We start from the raw sequence: 16,245 nt of genomic DNA on the forward strand, positions 1-16,245 counted from the left end.
CTAACGCTAAACGGCCACGGCACGGCGTTGAACAAAACGGTCCACATAATCATCGGCCGGGGAATGAAGAATGTCCTTGGGCGTGCCCACCTGAATCAGCCGCCCGTCCTTGAGAATCGCAATCCGGTTGCCGATACGCACCGCTTCATCGAGGTCATGGGTGATGAACACGATGGTTTTGTGCAGGGTCTTTTGCAGCTCCAGCAGTTGGTCCTGCATTTCGGCGCGGATCAACGGGTCGAGGGCACTGAACGCCTCGTCCATCAAGATGATGTCGGTGTCGGCGGCCAAGGCCCGGGCCAGCCCCACACGCTGGCGCATGCCGCCCGACAGTTGGTGCGGGTATTTACTTTCGTAGCCCTTGAGGCCCACGGTATTGATCCAGTGCAAGGCGCGCTCGGCGCACAGGGCTTTGCTTTCGCCGCGCACTTTGAGGCCGTAGGCCACGTTGTCGAGCACGCTCTTGTGCGGCAATAAACCGAAGCTCTGGAACACCATGCTGATTTTGTGGCGGCGAAATTGGCGCAGGGCTTCCATGTCGTATTGCAGGATGTCCTGGCCGTCCACCAGGATTGCCCCGCTGGTGGGGTCGATCAGGCGGTTGAAGTGGCGCACCAAGGTCGATTTGCCCGAGCCCGACAGGCCCATGATGACGAAGATCTCGCCGGTGCCGATGCTCAGCGACAGGTCATTGACCCCCACCACGCAGCCGGTCTGGGCCAGCACCTGGTCTTTGGTTTTGTGCTGCTGGATCAAGGCCAGCGCTTCTTTAGAGCGGCTGCCAAAAATCTTGAACACGTTTTTGACTTCAATTTTGGAAGGCGTGGTCATGTTCATTTGCTCATCTCATGCCGTGGGCGGCCATACGCCTGGGTAATGCGGTCGATCACCACCGCCAGAATCACGATTGCCAGCCCGGCCTCCAGCCCTTTGCCGACGTTGAGCGTTTGAATGCCCACCAGCACGTCCTCGCCCAAGCCACGGGCGCCAATCATCGACGCGATGACCACCATCGACAGCGCCATCATCGTGGTCTGATTGATACCGGCCATGATGCTCGGCATGGCCAGCGGCAGTTGCACGCCGAACAGTTGCTGCCAGCGGTTGGCGCCAAAGGCGTTGATGGCTTCCATGACTTCACCGTCGACCTGGCGAATGCCCAAGTCGGTCAGGCGAATCAGCGGCGGCGCGGCGTAGATCACAGTGGCGAAAATCGCCGGCACCTTGCCCAGGCCAAACAGCATCAGCACCGGGATCAAATACACGAAGCTCGGCATGGTCTGCATGATGTCGAGCACCGGCATCAGCACTGCGCGCAAGCGATTGCTGCGCGCCGCCAGAATGCCCAGCGGGATGCCGATCAATACCGAAATCAAGGTGGCCACCAGCATCAATGCCAGGGTTTGCATCAGCTTGTCCCACAAGCCCACGGCACCCACCAAAAACAGCAACCCGACAATCACCGCCGTGGTGGTTGCCTTGCGTGTTGCGTGCCAGGTAATGCCCGCAACGACGGCCAGCACCAGCCACCACGGCGCCATGCGCAGCACGGTTTCGAGGTTGACGATGGCCCACAGCAAGGTGTCGGAAATATGCCGGAACACATCGCCATAGTTGGCCACCAGCGCGTCAACCCAGCCGTTGACCCAGTCCGCTACAGAGAATGTAAAACGTTCGGGAAACATAAAGACTCTCGATCAAATGAAAGGGACGTTATCCACAGCTACAGCGTCCGCTCTCATAGCGCCGCTTCGATTTTTTTGGCAGCGTCTTCATCGACCCAGGCGTGCCAGACTTCCGGATGTTCCTTGAGGAACAGCTTGGCCAGTTTTGCCGAGTCGATGCGTTCTTTGCTCATGCGGGCCAGATTCTGGTTGAGCAGATCAATCGGCAGGTTGACCTTCTCCAGCACCGCGACCAGTTCAGGCGCTTGCTCGCTGAAGGTTTTGGAGACGCCCACCTTGATGTCTACGTGCTTGTCGACACCGGGTTTCTCGTCCAGCTTGACCAAGTCAACGCTGCCCAACAGCGGGGTTGGTGACCAGTAGTAAAACAGGATCGGCTCGCCACGGCGGTAGCTCGACAGCACGGCCGCATCGAGGGCCGGGCCGGTGCCCGGGCGGAAGTTGGTGTAGCTGTTTTCCAGGCCGTAATCCTTGAGCATGGCGCTGTTGTCCAGCTCACAGGTCCAGCCCGCCGGGCAGTTGTAGAAGCGGCCCTTGGTCGGTTCTTCCTGGTCTTTGAACACCGAGGCGTACTGCGCCAAATCAGCGATCGACTTCAAGTTAGGCGCGCTGGCTTTGATCTTGCGGCTCTCATCGCCTTCGATCACGTAGCGCGGCACGTACCAGCCTTCAACGGCGCCCACCACCGGAGCGCCGACGCCCACCACTTTGCCGGCCTTCTCGGCCTTGACCCAGACGTTGCTGCGGCCCACCCACTCTTCGGCAAACACTTGAATGTCGTTGCTGCTCAGGGCGTTTTCCATGGCGATGGAGTTGCCCGGCAAGCTGTCGGTTTTACAGCCGTAGCCTTTTTCCAGCACGAACTGCATCAGGTCGGTGAAGAGCATGCCGCTCTCCCAGTTGAGCCCGGCAAATTTCACCGGTTTGCCGGATTCACACCAGGTGGCCGCCTGGGCGGTGCCTGCAGCAACCAACACGCTGAGGGAAAGTAATGGAGTCAGCAGAGTCTTGTAGATTTTCATTGTGTGACACTCCTAATCATTAATGGCCAATGGGGGTAATCGACGCCTACAAGCTGGGCAGGGTCTGGCGCACGATCAGTTCATTGAGGCACCGCGACGCCAGTAATTGCTGGGCGGCGTCGATGTCGGGCGCGAAGAAGCGGTCTTTTTCATAAAACGCCACTTTGCTGCGCAGGGTGGTGCGGGCGATTTCGAGTTTGGGGGAGGTTTTGAGGCCAGTGCGCAGGTCCAGGCCCTGGCAGGCGGCCAGCCATTCCACGGCGAGCACGCCGCGAACGTTTTCGGCCATGTCCCACAAGCGCTTACCCGCCGCCGGAGCCATCGATACGTGGTCTTCCTGGTTGGCCGAGGTGGGAATGCTGTCGACGCTGTGCGGGTGCGCCAGCGCCTTGTTCTCGCTGGCCAATGCGGCCGCGGTCACTTGGGCAATCATGAAGCCCGAATTGACGCCGCCGTTGGCCACCAGAAACGGTGGCAATTGCGACATGTGTTTGTCCATCATCAACGAGATGCGTCGCTCGCTCAGGGCACCGATTTCAGCAATGGCCAAGGCCATGTTATCGGCGGCCATGGCGACCGGCTCGGCGTGGAAGTTGCCGCCAGAGATCACATCGCCCTGTTCGGCAAACACCAGCGGATTATCCGACACAGCGTTGGCTTCAATGCCCAGCACCTCGGCCGCCTGACGCAACTGTGTCAGGCAGGCGCCCATCACTTGTGGCTGGCAACGCAGGGAATACGGGTCTTGAACCTTGTCGCAATTTTTGTGCGATTCGGACACTTCGCTGCTCGCCCCCAGCAGGTCGCGGTACAGCGCGGCGGCATCGATTTGCCCACGTTGACCACGCGCGGCATGGATGCGCGCATCAAAAGGTGAGCGCGAGCCCAGCACCGCTTCAACCGTGAGGCTGCCGCAGGCGATGGCGGCGGCAAACAGATCTTCGCCTTCAAACAGCCCGCGCAGGGCAAAGGCTGTCGACACCTGCGTGCCATTGAGCAAGGCCAGGCCTTCTTTGGCCGCCAGCGTCAGAGGCTTAAGACCCGCCTGCTTCAGCGCGGCACCAGCCTCCAGCCATTCACCGTTGTAACGCGCCTTGCCCTCCCCCAACAGCACCAGCGACATGTGCGCCAACGGCGCCAAATCGCCCGAAGCGCCAACCGAGCCCTTGAGCGGAATATGCGGGTACACCTGGGCATTGATCAGCGCGATCAGGGCATCGATCACCACCCGGCGGATCCCCGAAAAGCCACGGCTCAGGCTGTTGACCTTGAGCACCATGATCAGGCGCACCAGGTCATCGCTGAGCGGCTCACCGACACCCGCAGCATGGGACAGCACCAGGGAACGCTGGAGGTTTTCCAGGTCTTCGCTGGCAATTTTTGTCGACGCCAGCAAACCAAAACCGGTGTTGATGCCGTAAATGGTGCGGTGCTCGGCAAGGATCTGCTCCACACACGCCACGCTGGCATCAATCTGCGCGCTAGCGCTGTCGTCCAGGCTGAGGCTTACCGGCTGCTGATAAATGTCACGCAGTTGGGCAAGGCTCAGTTGGCCGGGGATCAGGTTTAAACGGTTCACATTGATGCTCCTTGGAAAAGGGTCCGGGCCGTTAATCGCTGCGTTGAGTGTATGCACTCCGTGGGAGCGGGCTTGCTCGCGAATGCATCACAACCTGCATCGCGAGCAAGCCCGCTCCCACAAGGGATATGCACCCTCTGGGCTTAGCCGTTGACCATCGGCAGATTCAGGCCCTGTTCGTTGGCGCAGTCGATGGCGATCTGGTAACCCGCATCCGCATGGCGCATCACACCGGTCGCCGGGTCGTTGTGCAGCACACGGGCGATGCGCTCGGCCGCTTCGTCGGTGCCGTCACACACAATCACCATGCCCGAATGCTGCGAGAAGCCCATGCCAACGCCCCCACCGTGGTGCAGCGATACCCAGGTCGCGCCGCTCGCGGTGTTGAGCAAAGCGTTGAGCAGTGGCCAGTCAGAGACGGCATCCGAACCGTCCTGCATCGATTCGGTTTCACGGTTCGGGCTGGACACCGAACCTGAGTCCAGGTGGTCACGACCAATCACGATCGGCGCTTTCAGCTCACCGCTGCGCACCATTTCGTTGAACGCCAGGCCCAATTTGGCGCGCTGACCCAGGCCAACCCAGCAAATACGTGCTGGCAAACCCTGGAAGCTGATGCGCTCGCGGGCCATGTCCAGCCAGTTGTGCAGGTGGTCGTCGTCAGGGATCAGCTCTTTGACCTTGGCGTCGGTTTTGTAGATGTCTTCTGCATCGCCCGACAGTGCAACCCAACGGAACGGGCCAATGCCACGGCAGAACAGTGGGCGGATGTACGCCGGAACAAAACCCGGGAAGTCGAACGCAGCTTCAACGCCCACTTCTTTGGCCATCTGGCGGATGTTGTTGCCGTAGTCGAAGGTCGGAATGCCGGCTTTCTGGAACGCCAGCATGGCTTCTACGTGTTCACCCATCGAGGCTTTGGCGGCTTTGACCACGCCCGCCGGATCGGTCACGGCGCGGTCGCGGTACTGCTCCCAGGTCCAGCCTTTTGGCAGGTAGCCATTGAGCGGGTCGTGGGCGCTGGTCTGGTCGGTGACCATGTCCGGGCGAATGCCACGGCGCACCATTTCTGGCAGCAGTTCAGCGGCGTTACCGCACAGCGCGATGGAGATCGCCTTGCCTTCGGCGGTGTATTTGGCGATGCGGGCCAGGGCGTCATCCAGGTCAGCGGCTTGTTCGTCGACGTAGCGCGTGGCCAAGCGGAAGTCGATGCGGCTTTGCTGGCATTCGATGTTCAGTGAGCACGCGCCCGCCAGGGTCGCAGCCAGCGGTTGTGCGCCGCCCATGCCGCCCAAACCTGCGGTGAGTACCCATTTGCCGACCAGGCTGCCGTTGTAATGCTGGCGACCAGCCTCAACGAAGGTTTCGTAAGTGCCCTGGACGATGCCCTGGCTGCCGATGTAGATCCAGCTGCCGGCGGTCATCTGGCCGTACATGGCCAGGCCTTTGGCGTCGAGTTCGTTGAAGTGTTCCCACGTTGCCCAATGCGGCACCAGGTTGGAGTTGGCGATCAGTACCCGTGGTGCGTTGCTGTGGGTTTTGAACACGCCGACCGGCTTGCCCGATTGCACCAGCAGGGTTTCGTCGTCGTTGAGGTTGGTCAGGCTTTCGACGATTTTGTCGTAGCACTCCCAGTTACGCGCCGCACGACCAATACCGCCATACACCACCAGCTCGGTCGGGTTTTCTGCCACCTGTGGATCAAGGTTGTTCATCAGCATCCGCAGGGGTGCTTCAGTCATCCAGCTTTTAGCCGTGAGCTGAGTGCCACGGGCGGCGCGGATCTCACCTTCGCGGTGACGGTTGAACGCGACAGGCGATTTAGGGGTAGTTGAAGTCACGGGTAACTCCTCAGTGCTGGGCAGGTGAACACTTATGTACTTGTACATACAAGAATATGCAAGTAAGCGGCCAACGTGACTTTGCTGTCAATTAAAACATCGCGACATGGGTTGAAAGGCCCGAAAACAAGGGCGTTGAGGCACGCACAAGGTTTGCTTAAACATGCAGGAGGGAGAGTAAGGGGATGTTACTTGAAGGGCGTTTTGCGTCTTTTTGGGGCGTTAGGTAACAAGATGGGGCGTGGCTTAACTCGACTTGTGGGAGCGGGCTTGCTCGCGATGCAAACAACGCCGTGTATCAGGCACATCGCAGTGATGCTATCGCGAGCAAGCCCGCTCCCACATTTTCAGACCCTATTCAACTCAATCACGCAGCTACGGCCGGTGATGGCGATCTCAAGCAGCTCGCGATTACCGTTCAGTTGCAGGCAATCGTAGCGGCCAAGTTGTTCGTGACGCGTGTCACCCACGCGTACGTCAACGTGCTCATCAGCAGCAAACACCAGCACGGTCTGCGCCGGGGTGAACAAGCGGCTACCGCCTTGCAGCCATTGCAGGCGGGCGCTGTAACGCTGCGGGGCGTAGATCAGGTTGAAGTCGCGGATCGGCCCGTCGATCAAGCGGCAACTGACCTCGCTGTCACCTTTAAAAGCAAAGGCATCGAACGGTAACAACGCCCGGCTCTGCTCGCCGTCCACCTGCAGGTGCATGCCCGCGCCTTGCAGCACGGTGATGACTCGCTGGTAGCCGTCGAAACGCGAAAAGCCGCCCGACTCGCCAATGTCGGCAATCGACAAGCGCCAGCCGAAGCCATCAAGGCCTTCACCGACATCGCGGGTGATTTCTTCAGTACTGCCGCCGCCGTTTTTCCACGGCATGCGCGGGTAATCGGCGGCGCGTAAAACGCTGAGTTCACTCATTTGCTGAAACGTCCTTCCAGGCGATGACGGGAACCGGGGTGGATCAGACGAGCGGCAGTCACTGGCTGACGGCCCGACCACGTGCGACGGCGGATCAGCAGGCACGGCTCGCTGGCTTCAATTTGCAGCAGCTTGCACTCTTTGGGGTCAGCCAAAATCGCTTCGACCACGTGCTCACCTTCGGTCAGCGGTGCGACCTGCGACAGATAGGCGTAAGGCGTTTGCCGAGTGAAGTCTTGCTTGAGGTAGTCCGGAGCGACGAGCGCGTTGACGAAACGGTCCTCAATTTGCACGGGAATACCGTTTTCGTAATGCACGATCAACGAATGAAACACTTTCTGCCCTTCACGCATGTCGAGGACGGCGGCGCGCTCGGAACCGGCCAGTTCTTCGGCCAGGCTGATCACTTTGCAGGTGTGCTTATGGCCACGGGCGGCGATTTCGTCGGCAATGTTGTTGACTTCAAACAGCGCGGATTGCGTTTTTGGCTCGGCCACGAAGGTGCCAACACCCTGCATGCGCACCAGCAGGCCGTCTGCGGTCATTTCGCGCAGCGCCCGGTTGATGGTCATGCGGCTGAAGCCCAGTTGGCTGACCAGCTCGCTTTCAGACGGCACGCGGTAATGCGGCGGCCAGTTACCGCTCTCGATTTGCTGAGTGATCATCTGTTTTACGCGAGCGTAAAGCGGGGCTGGACTGTCGCCCATGTGGGCGGCCAGCGGGGGCACGACAGGCGGAGTCGACACAGGCAATCCTTGTTCATGAGTTAAGGGGCGTAGCTTGCCGGAGTTTACCGGGCAGGCAAACGTCTGTATATGTATATACAAATTTCCACGATGGGGTGCTCAACCGATGTCCGTCTTCTTCGCCGAACGTGCGCTGTTACCCACAGGCTGGGCTACTCATGTCCGCATTGAGGTCGGGGCCGACGGCTTTCTGACCCGTATTCAAGCCAATGCCGACGACCAAGGCGCACAACGCTTGAACGGCCCGGTGTTACCGGGCATGCCGAATCTGCACTCCCATGCGTTTCAGCGGGCCATGGCCGGTTTGGCCGAAGTGGCGGGCAACCCCAACGACAGCTTCTGGACCTGGCGCGACCTGATGTACCGGCTGGTCGGCAAAATCAGCCCTGAGCAATTGGGCGTCATCGCCCGCCAGTTGTACATCGAAATGCTCAAGGCCGGGTACACCTCGGTGGCGGAATTCCATTACGTGCACCACGACCTGTCGGGCCAGCCTTACGCCAACCCGGCCGAGCTGGCGCTGCGCATCAGTGAAGCGGCGCGCTCCACCGGCATAGGCCTGACGTTGCTGCCGGTTCTGTACAGCCATTCCGGTTTTGGCGGCCAGGCGCCTAACGATGGCCAGCGCCGTTTTATCAACAGCACCGAGCAATACCTGACCTTGCAGCAGCAGTTAAAACCCCTGCTGGCGCAACAACCGGCGCAACAACTGGGCCTGTGTTTCCACTCGCTGCGAGCGGTCACCCCCGAACAACTACACGACGTGCTGCGCGCCAGCGACACGGCGTGCCCGGTGCATATCCACATTGCCGAGCAGCAAAAGGAAGTCGATGACTGCCTGGGCTGGAGCGGCAAACGCCCGATCCAGTGGCTGTATGACAACGTTGAAGTCGACGCGCGCTGGTGCCTGGTGCATGCCACCCACGCGACACCCGACGAAGTGCGCCTTATGGCGCACAGCCAGGCCGTGGCCGGGCTGTGCCTGACCACAGAAGCCAACCTGGGCGACGGAATTTTCCCGGCGGTGGACTACCTCGCGCAAAACGGCCGCATGGGCATTGGCTCAGACAGCCACGTGTCGTTGAGCGTGGTTGAAGAGTTGCGCTGGCTGGAATACGGCCAGCGTTTACGCGACCAACGGCGCAACCGCCTGTACCGCAGTGACCAGCCGATGGTCGGGCGTACCCTGTACGACGCCGCCGTGGCGGGCGGTGCACAAGCAATGGGCCAGCCGGTAGCCGGATTGGCCGTGGGCCAGCGGGCCGACTGGCTGGTACTCGACGGCAACGACCCGTATCTGGCGACGGCGCAGGAAGACGGGATTCTCAACCGCTGGTTGTTTGCCGGCGGCGATCGTCAGGTCCGTGACGTGATGGTGAACGGCCAATGGGTGGTGCGTGACAGGCGCCATGCAGATGAAGACGTGAGCAGCCGGGACTTCACTCGCGTGTTGAAAGAACTTCTGGGGGAATAAAGTGTGGGAGCGGGCTTGCTCGCGATTCAGACGACTCGATGTATCAGGTACACCGCGTCGATGCTATCGCGAGCAAGCCCGCTCCCACCGGTTCAAATCCACTCATCTGCCAGGTGGTGTTCGGCCCAGTGGCGTACGTCGGCGTAGGGGTAGTTTTCCAGGGCGGCAAAACCTGCAATCGAACGCGCTTTGATCTTGGTGAATAACGGCACGCTAATGCCGCACAAAAAACGGGTCACGCGTTCCGCCGGTGGATAACTGCCTGTGTACTCCTGATGCCTGTGGATAAAAGCACCGCACAGCGCGTCAAAGTTTTTATCCACAAGCGGCGCCAGCGCGGGCGGGTCGGGCAAGCGCGCAATCTGCCCCGCACACACAGAGCAATGCCCGCACTGCTGCGGCGCCTGCTCATCGCCAAAGTACTGCGCCAGCCGATAACTCAGGCAGGTATCACTGGAGAACAGCGCCAGCATTGCGTGAATACGCGCAATTTCGCTGCGCTCATGGGCGGTGAAGTACTGATGCAACTCAAGGCTCAGCGCCTGTGCATCTACCTCAGTCACCAGCACGTTATAGACCTCGGTCATCTGCTTGCTTTCAAGCTCGATCCAACCCTTCTCCTGAAAGTAGTCCAGCGCCTTGACCACTCGATTGCGGTCCGCCTGATGCTGCTCGTACAGGGTGTCAAAGTTCACCGTGGCCCAGGTCCGGGCACGGCTGGAGGTCTGGATAATCGCCGCTACAAACTGTTGGCGCTCGCCTTCAAACTTGGCCAGCAAGGTGTCGGGCTCGATCAAGAACTTGAAGCGGTACTCGGCAAAATAGGCGTAACGCGGGGCGATCAGGCCGCGCAACTCCAACTGCACCAACAGGGTTTTGAGGGGTAACTGGCGGATGTTGCTCTGGTCCGACAGTGGCGTCAGCATGAACTCCCACTGCCCTTCGGCAATCGCTGCACTCAGTTCTTCCAGCACACAGCGGATGCCTTGCAGCTCTGGCGTGTCGCCATACACAAAGTTTTCCAGGACATTGAGGCTGTCGCGATTGGCCAGGACCAGACACTCGGACGTTGCGCCATCGCGACCGGCGCGGCCGATTTCCTGGCTGTAGTTTTCAATCGACTTGGGCAGGTCAAAATGCACCACGTTGCGAATGTCGCTTTTGTCGATACCCATGCCGAAGGCAATAGTCGCAACGATGCAATTGAGTTGGCCCGCCATGAACTGGCGCTGGATGCTTTCCCGTTGCTCGTGGGGTAAGCCTGCGTGGTAAGCGTTGGCGTTGATCCCGTGTTGGCTCAGGTGTTGGGCGATCTGTTCGGCAGTTTTTTGCAAAGTGACGTACACAATGCTCGGCTGGCCGAGACGCTCGCCCATCCACTGCACCAGACGCTGACGCTTGGCCGCGCCGGTGACGGGCTCGACCCACAGATCCAGGTTGGCGCGATAAAAACCGGTGGTGACGACATCCGACTCGGCAATCGCAAATTTGCGCTGCATGTCAGCGATCACAGCGGGCGTGGCCGTGGCCGTCAGCAGCAAGGCTTGCGGGATATTGAACTGGTGCTGGTAGTCCGGCAGCTTCAAGTAATCCGGGCGAAAGTTATGCCCCCACTCAGAAATACAGTGCGCCTCGTCCACCACCAGTAATGAAATTGGCACCTGCTGCAAAAAGTGACGAAAGCGCTCGTTCTTCAGGCGCTCAACCGACACCATCAGAATCTTCAACTCACCCGCCTTGGCCCGCGCCATGACAGCGCTGGCCTCATCGCGGCTTTGCACCGAGTCGATACTGGCGGCAGCAATGCCATGACGCTGCAAAAACGCCAGTTGATCCTGCATCAGCGCCAGCAGCGGCGATACCACCAGCGTCAGATGCGGCAGCAACAATGCAGGCAACTGGTAACACAACGACTTGCCCGACCCCGTCGGAAAAATCGCCGCCGCCGAACGCCCGGCCAGCACCGCACTGATCGCCGCCTCTTGGCCTGCGCGAAACTGTGGATAACCGAAAACCTGTTCCAGGGTGTTGTACATCGCTGTCACTCCATTGACCGCCGCAGAGTCCTGAACCGTAGCGCAGGGTTTGCGGCGAATCGAGAAAAGGTCGGGGGCAAATTGAGAGGGGATGATACAGGGTCAAGCGCTTGTCGCTGTCCAGAGCCTTGAATGGCAACCTCACGAACCCACCTGAAGCACGGAGCATCGATTTTTAATTTGGTTTATGGTGCTGACGATTCGCCTGAAGACCTGTCTTTGATTACCACATGGATTTCTGATCATGAAACTCGCCAGCACCCTCCCCGACACACCGGCCCTGCGCGAGCTGATGCAGTTGCTGCATGAAGAAATCGGCCTGCCCGAGCACAAGACCATCAGCCTCAAGACCTCGATCAACCTCGACCTGGGTTGCAATGGCAGCGATGCCCAGCATTTGATGGAAAGCTTGGAGGAGCGCTTCGGGCTGGAACTGGCCGATTACGATGCGTATCGCTATTTCCACCCGGCGGGCAACGACCCGCATTTCAAGCGCAACGCCAAAGGCCGGGGCAACAAGGTGCCGCTGACCATTGGCATGCTGTATGAAGCCATCAGACTCGGGCATTGGGACACACAAGCCCTGGAAGCCTGAACGGGACCTGTAGGAGCGAGCTTGTCTCGCGATCTTTAAAGGGCTAAAAAAATCGCTCTCAGTAAATCAGTGAAGGCGCTTTTTAGCGGCTATATAAGCCGCATTATCATCACGCCTGCCAACCCCCAGCACTAACACCACCAAGCGGTTATCAATGACTTCATACACCAGCCTTACACCGCTGGCGCGCAGTTTAATTTTGTAGCAATCAACCATATTGCTGAGTTTTGCTGCCGGCACCCTGGGTGCTAACAGGCGTGATTTGAGCTTTTTCAACAGTTGGACCTGGAGCACTGGATCCAGCTTTGACAGTTCTTTTTTGGCTTCCATTACAAATTCAAGGGTATAGCGCTTGATCACATCTGCCTGAGGTTCAGTTTTTTTCGGCAGTGGCGATGAGCTCATCAATATCGACCTTGATAGTAGGATTGCCCCGCCGCTCATTGACCAGCTTTTCCAGCTCAGCGTCGTCAATCATCTCGAGCAGCAGCTCATAGCGCTCTGGCGAGAGGATGTAAAAAGCGGGTTCATTACGATTGAGAATAACCATCGGGTCGCCGCCGCTTTCGCGAAAGGTGCCCATAGGGTCCTTTTTCAAATCGGTTACAGAAGCTGCAACTTTAGCGAGTACGGTGAACGTCATATACGACCTCATGTCTTTGAATAAGGGATGACTTATCCGTTATCGCTGTAAGTCATCAGAGCCAAAATTCATTTTTTAGTCTGCGCGATAAGCCAAATCGAAACACTTGAACGACTGGCCGCTGATCGCATGATAAGGGCCGAAAATAGCACGCTTAAAGAGTTTATCAAAAGCACTTTTAAAAGCGCTTCAAAAGTAATAAAAGCCCACTCATCACTTCAGGCGAGCCCGGTTATTGGATATATACCGATGCAGAAGCTGCCTAAGGCTGCGAGCCTTTAATCTTCAGGCACAAAAAAACCGCCCTTTCAGGCGGTTTTTTTGTAGATCAATGCGCTAACCGATGCTTATAGCTTCGGGCCAGCAGCTTTGATCGCGTCGCTGACGTCGAACTTTTTGAAGTTCTCAACGAACAGGCCAGCCAGGGCTTTGGCCGCTTCGTCGTAGGCCGCTTTGTCAGCCCAGGTGTTACGTGGGTTCAGCAGGGCAGTGTCAACACCCGGTACGGCCAATGGCACGTCGAGGTTGATGGTGTCCAGGTGCTCGGTTTCTGCGCCGATCAGAGCACCGCTCTGGATCGCTGCAATCACGCCACGGGTGGTCGGGATGTTGAAGCGCTTGCCAACGCCGTAGCCGCCGCCAGTCCAACCGGTGTTAACCAGGTAAACCTTGGAGCCGAAACCGCGGATGCGCTTGATCAGCAGCTCTGCGTATTCGCCAGCAGGACGCGGGAAGAATGGCGCGCCGAAGCACGTCGAGAAGGTCGACTTGATGCCGCTGCCCGAACCCATTTCAGTCGAACCTACCAGTGCGGTGTAACCCGACAGGAAGTGGTAAGCCGCTTGTTCTTCGCTGAGGATCGACACCGGTGGCAGTACGCCGGTCAGGTCGCAGGTCAGGAAGATCACAGCGTTTGGCTCGCCACCGAGGTTTTTCGGTGCGCGTTTTTCGATCAGTTCACGCGGGTAAGCAGCACGGCTGTTTTGCGTCAGGCTGTCGTCTGCGTAGTCCGCTTTTTTGGTGACTGGATCAATAACAACGTTTTCCAGTACCGCGCCGTGCTGGATGGCTTTCCAGATCACCGGCTCGTTTTTCTCGGACAGGTCGATGCACTTGGCATAGCAACCGCCTTCGATGTTGAACACCACGCCCACGCCCCAGCCGTGTTCGTCGTCACCGATCAGGTAACGGCTTTCGTCAGCCGACAGGGTGGTTTTACCGGTGCCCGACAGGCCGAAGAACAGGGTCACGTCGCCCTCTTCGCCCATGTTGGCCGCACAGTGCATCGGCAGAACGTCGACTGCTGGCAGCAGGAAGTTTTGAACCGAGAACAGGGCTTTTTTCATTTCGCCGGCGTAACGCATGCCTGCGATCAGCACTTTTTTGGCTGCAAAGTTGATGATCACGCAACCGTCGGAGTTGGTGCCATCACGCTCTGGCTCGCACACGAAGTTCGGTGCGTTGATGATTTGCCACTCGTCTTTGCCCGCCGGGTTGTACTGTTCCGGGTTGATGAACAGGCAACGGCCAAACAGGTTGTGCCACGCGGTTTCGGTGGTCATTTTGACGGGCAGGTAGTGCGCCGGATCAGAGCCTACATGAACGTGAGAAACGAAACGCTCACGCTCAGCCACGTAAGCCGAAACACGGTCCCACAGCGCGTCGAACTTGTCGGCCGGGAACTTGCGGTTGATCGGGCCCCAGGCGATTGCGTCCTGAGTGGTCGGTTCTTCAACAATGAAGCGGTCAGCAGGTGAACGACCCGTGCGATGGCCGGTACGAACAACCAGTGCACCGCTGTCGGCAAGCTCGCCTTCACCACGGTTCAGGGCTTCTTTTACCAGTTCGTCGATGCTCAGATCGATGTGCACGGCGTTATTAGCTTGCGTCATGAGGTTCCCCGTCGGCCATTGGCCGAGTGCGCCAAACGTTTTGTAGTAGAAATAGTTGCACTACTACCGCGAAAAAAGTGGGCCGGATTATGCCAGAAATGGCCAAAAAGAGTAGGGCCCACCTGTCAGAACCGCGCAAGAACGGTAATTGACAGGTGTTTCACCTGCGCTGAAACGTTTTAGTGATGAGTATTGGAAGGCGACTGAACACCCGCGCCGGAGAATAATTGATCCACATCGGCCGCATCGAACAGGTATTGGGCGTTGCAAAACTGGCAATCGATCTCGATATGACCACCGTGTTCGGCCACCAGATTGAGCGCATCTTCATGGCCCAGGCTGGTCAATGCATTGCCTGAACGCTCACGCGAGCAGCTGCATTTGAACTCAAGTGCTTCTGAGTCGAACACGCGCACGGTTTCTTCGTGGTACAGACGGTGCAGGATGGTTTCGTTGTCCAGCCCCATCAGCTCTTCAGCCTTGAGCGTATCGCCCAGCATCAGCAGTTCTTTCCACTTATCGGCACGCTCCTCTTCGTCATCGATCACGTCGACCGGCAGTTGCTGCAAGAACATGCCACGTGCACGCAGACCGTCCGCTTTCAGCCAGAAGCGCGTAGGCACTTGCTGAGACATGACGAAGTAATTGGTGAAGCAATCCGCCAGCGTTTCGCCATCCAGGTCCACAAAACCCTGGGAGCGTTCGCCCACTTTTGGCACAACGGTAATGGCCAGCAGGCCGTCTGGCAGCAGGTCGGCCAAGGTGGCATCCGGGGCAATCTGCTCAGGATCAAAACGGGCCAAACCACGGATTTCGCGCTCGCTGGTGCACTCGATGGTCAACAGTGGCACCGGGCCTTCGGAACGCGCTTGCAGGCTCAGCAAACCGTCGTTTTTCTGGTTGCCCACCAGCAACGCCGCTGCCGCCATCAGCTCGCCCAGCAATTGCTGGACCGGTTCTGGGTAGTTATGTTTGGCCAACACTTCTGCGTAGCTGTGCTCAAGCGAAACCAGCTCGCCACGGGCATCGCAGGTGTCAAACATAAAGCGTTGGGTGGCGTCTTTTGGGAGGTCGTTTTTAAGTAGATCGGACATAAGAATAGAGTTCTGAATGGGTTACTTAATGTAGGTGGGGCTTTAACAGGCCGCTGGCTAATAACCCTATATGGCGTTTCACCTGCGCAGTTACAAGTCATGTCTGCACAGACACGACGCACGGCAAAGCAATGGCAGCCCACAACGTATCCGCCGCTGCTGTTGTTACAAATCGCTCACGTCATGCAACTGGTGCAGTTGGCGACGTTGTTTTTTGGTCGGCTTGCCGTCGGTAGTGATCCCCATCGCCCCGGCCTTGCGCAGCGCAGCCGCGTTTTCGCGCTTGGCGATGCTTTGCTCGGTTTCGGCATACAGCGTTTGCGCCTCCGGGGCGCCACGACGTACCACCGACAAGGCTTTGACTTCGACGGTGCGCTCTTCAAGCCCTACCCGGATCTGCAACTCATCACCCACACGCGGCTCTTTGCCGGGCTTGCAACGCTCGCCACGGCAGTGAACCTTGCCACTTTCAATGGCCGCCTTGGCCAACGCCCGGGTTTTATAGAAGCGTGCCGCCCACAGCCATTTGTCCAACCGGACTTTGTCGTCCTCTTCCTGTTTCTGCGCCATTGGAAGCCCCTTCATTTAAATTCACAGAACTGTACTACTACTTTTGATGAACCAAGGAAGGAATACGCCCGATAGAATGCTCATCGGCCAACACTGCAGCTCAATCACTGCATTGCATCCCCCCGTAGGAAAACTGTCGCCATTTGCC

15 protein-coding genes are annotated in these 16,245 nt (G+C 58.5%); 2 read left to right on the forward strand and 13 right to left on the reverse strand.

Annotated elements, in window-relative coordinates; all coding sequences use genetic code 11:
* Positions 1 to 6: 6 nt before the first annotated feature.
* The 7 genes from TU84_RS01605 to hutC form a co-directional block, all read right to left on the reverse strand.
* The gene (locus TU84_RS01605) at positions 7 to 837 is read right to left on the reverse strand and encodes a quaternary amine ABC transporter ATP-binding protein (protein WP_053225176.1); all 831 of its coding nucleotides are present in this window, start codon (positions 835 to 837) and stop codon (positions 7 to 9) included.
* Positions 834 to 1,685, reverse strand: a complete 852-nt coding sequence (locus TU84_RS01610) for an ABC transporter permease (protein WP_048366749.1) — start codon at positions 1,683 to 1,685, stop codon at positions 834 to 836. The genes TU84_RS01605 and TU84_RS01610 overlap by 4 nt, the downstream gene beginning before the upstream one ends.
* Positions 1,686 to 1,738: 53 nt before the next feature.
* Positions 1,739 to 2,707, reverse strand: coding sequence for an ABC transporter substrate-binding protein (locus tag TU84_RS01615; RefSeq protein ID WP_048366750.1), 969 nt, complete (start codon positions 2,705 to 2,707; stop codon positions 1,739 to 1,741).
* A 46-nt stretch (positions 2,708 to 2,753) separates the two neighbouring features.
* On the reverse strand, positions 2,754 to 4,286 hold the full coding sequence (gene hutH, locus TU84_RS01620) for a histidine ammonia-lyase (RefSeq protein ID WP_088500358.1): 1,533 nt from the start codon (positions 4,284 to 4,286) through the stop codon (positions 2,754 to 2,756).
* A 143-nt stretch (positions 4,287 to 4,429) separates the two neighbouring features.
* On the reverse strand, positions 4,430 to 6,127 hold the full coding sequence (gene hutU, locus TU84_RS01625; RefSeq protein ID WP_048366751.1) for a urocanate hydratase: 1,698 nt from the start codon (positions 6,125 to 6,127) through the stop codon (positions 4,430 to 4,432).
* Between the two features lie 347 nt (positions 6,128 to 6,474).
* Positions 6,475 to 7,047, reverse strand: a complete 573-nt coding sequence (locus TU84_RS01630) for a HutD/Ves family protein (RefSeq protein ID WP_048366752.1) — start codon at positions 7,045 to 7,047, stop codon at positions 6,475 to 6,477.
* Positions 7,044 to 7,754, reverse strand: a complete 711-nt coding sequence (hutC, locus tag TU84_RS01635; RefSeq protein WP_153328128.1) for a histidine utilization repressor — start codon at positions 7,752 to 7,754, stop codon at positions 7,044 to 7,046. Before hutC ends, TU84_RS01630 begins: the two co-directional genes overlap by 4 nt.
* Positions 7,755 to 7,899: 145 nt before the next feature.
* On the opposite strand from hutC, the gene TU84_RS01640 reads away from it, so the two are divergent.
* Entirely contained in the window at positions 7,900 to 9,267 is a 1,368-nt protein-coding gene (locus TU84_RS01640) for a formimidoylglutamate deiminase (protein ID WP_048366754.1), read from the forward strand.
* A 92-nt stretch (positions 9,268 to 9,359) separates the two neighbouring features.
* On the opposite strand, the gene TU84_RS01645 is transcribed toward TU84_RS01640, so the two are convergent.
* The gene (locus TU84_RS01645) at positions 9,360 to 11,303 is read right to left on the reverse strand and encodes a RecQ family ATP-dependent DNA helicase (protein ID WP_048366755.1); all 1,944 of its coding nucleotides are present in this window, start codon (positions 11,301 to 11,303) and stop codon (positions 9,360 to 9,362) included.
* 244 nt (positions 11,304 to 11,547) lie between these two features.
* On the opposite strand from TU84_RS01645, the gene TU84_RS01650 reads away from it, so the two are divergent.
* Complete coding sequence (locus TU84_RS01650) at positions 11,548 to 11,898, forward strand: DUF1493 family protein (protein ID WP_048366756.1); 351 nt, start codon at positions 11,548 to 11,550, stop codon at positions 11,896 to 11,898.
* A gap of 66 nt (positions 11,899 to 11,964) precedes the next feature.
* Here the strand turns inward: TU84_RS01650 and TU84_RS01655 are convergent, their stop codons facing one another.
* The 5 genes from TU84_RS01655 to TU84_RS01675 form a co-directional block, all read right to left on the reverse strand.
* Positions 11,965 to 12,303, reverse strand: a complete 339-nt coding sequence (locus tag TU84_RS01655) for a type II toxin-antitoxin system RelE family toxin (RefSeq protein WP_048366757.1) — start codon at positions 12,301 to 12,303, stop codon at positions 11,965 to 11,967.
* Complete coding sequence (locus tag TU84_RS01660; protein ID WP_082148603.1) at positions 12,272 to 12,541, reverse strand: type II toxin-antitoxin system Phd/YefM family antitoxin; 270 nt, start codon at positions 12,539 to 12,541, stop codon at positions 12,272 to 12,274. Before TU84_RS01660 ends, TU84_RS01655 begins: the two co-directional genes overlap by 32 nt.
* 347 nt (positions 12,542 to 12,888) lie before the next feature.
* The gene (locus TU84_RS01665; protein ID WP_048366758.1) at positions 12,889 to 14,433 is read right to left on the reverse strand and encodes a phosphoenolpyruvate carboxykinase; all 1,545 of its coding nucleotides are present in this window, start codon (positions 14,431 to 14,433) and stop codon (positions 12,889 to 12,891) included.
* Positions 14,434 to 14,612: 179 nt separating this feature from the next.
* Positions 14,613 to 15,527 (reverse strand): Hsp33 family molecular chaperone HslO, encoded by a 915-nt coding sequence (hslO, locus tag TU84_RS01670; RefSeq protein WP_048366759.1) that lies wholly within the window; start codon positions 15,525 to 15,527, stop codon positions 14,613 to 14,615.
* A gap of 165 nt (positions 15,528 to 15,692) precedes the next feature.
* Positions 15,693 to 16,097 (reverse strand): RNA-binding S4 domain-containing protein, encoded by a 405-nt coding sequence (locus TU84_RS01675; RefSeq protein ID WP_048366760.1) that lies wholly within the window; start codon positions 16,095 to 16,097, stop codon positions 15,693 to 15,695.
* Between the last annotated feature and the right edge of the window lie 148 nt (positions 16,098 to 16,245).

The organism is Pseudomonas helleri, assembly GCF_001043025.1.
Taxonomy (GTDB): Bacteria; Pseudomonadota; Gammaproteobacteria; order Pseudomonadales; family Pseudomonadaceae; genus Aquipseudomonas; species Aquipseudomonas helleri.

What these genes read in the sequence shown, in the direction of transcription:
- TU84_RS01610 (WP_048366749.1), bottom strand. Translation starts at nt 1,685, where the DNA reads ATGTTTCCCGAACGTTTTACATTCTCTGTAGCGGACTGGGTCAACGGC.
- hslO (WP_048366759.1), bottom strand. Translation starts at nt 15,527, where the DNA reads ATGTCCGATCTACTTAAAAACGACCTCCCAAAAGACGCCACCCAACGC.
- hutC (WP_153328128.1), bottom strand. Translation starts at nt 7,754, where the DNA reads ATGGGCGACAGTCCAGCCCCGCTTTACGCTCGCGTAAAACAGATGATC.
- TU84_RS01665 (WP_048366758.1), bottom strand. Translation starts at nt 14,433, where the DNA reads ATGACGCAAGCTAATAACGCCGTGCACATCGATCTGAGCATCGACGAA.
- TU84_RS01675 (WP_048366760.1), bottom strand. Translation starts at nt 16,097, where the DNA reads ATGGCGCAGAAACAGGAAGAGGACGACAAAGTCCGGTTGGACAAATGG.
- TU84_RS01630 (WP_048366752.1), bottom strand. Translation starts at nt 7,047, where the DNA reads ATGAGTGAACTCAGCGTTTTACGCGCCGCCGATTACCCGCGCATGCCG.
- TU84_RS01650 (WP_048366756.1), top strand. Translation starts at nt 11,548, where the DNA reads ATGAAACTCGCCAGCACCCTCCCCGACACACCGGCCCTGCGCGAGCTG.
- TU84_RS01660 (WP_082148603.1), bottom strand. Translation starts at nt 12,541, where the DNA reads ATGACGTTCACCGTACTCGCTAAAGTTGCAGCTTCTGTAACCGATTTG.
- TU84_RS01645 (WP_048366755.1), bottom strand. Translation starts at nt 11,303, where the DNA reads ATGTACAACACCCTGGAACAGGTTTTCGGTTATCCACAGTTTCGCGCA.
- TU84_RS01640 (WP_048366754.1), top strand. Translation starts at nt 7,900, where the DNA reads ATGTCCGTCTTCTTCGCCGAACGTGCGCTGTTACCCACAGGCTGGGCT.
- TU84_RS01655 (WP_048366757.1), bottom strand. Translation starts at nt 12,303, where the DNA reads ATGAGCTCATCGCCACTGCCGAAAAAAACTGAACCTCAGGCAGATGTG.
- TU84_RS01605 (WP_053225176.1), bottom strand. Translation starts at nt 837, where the DNA reads ATGAACATGACCACGCCTTCCAAAATTGAAGTCAAAAACGTGTTCAAG.
- TU84_RS01615 (WP_048366750.1), bottom strand. Translation starts at nt 2,707, where the DNA reads ATGAAAATCTACAAGACTCTGCTGACTCCATTACTTTCCCTCAGCGTG.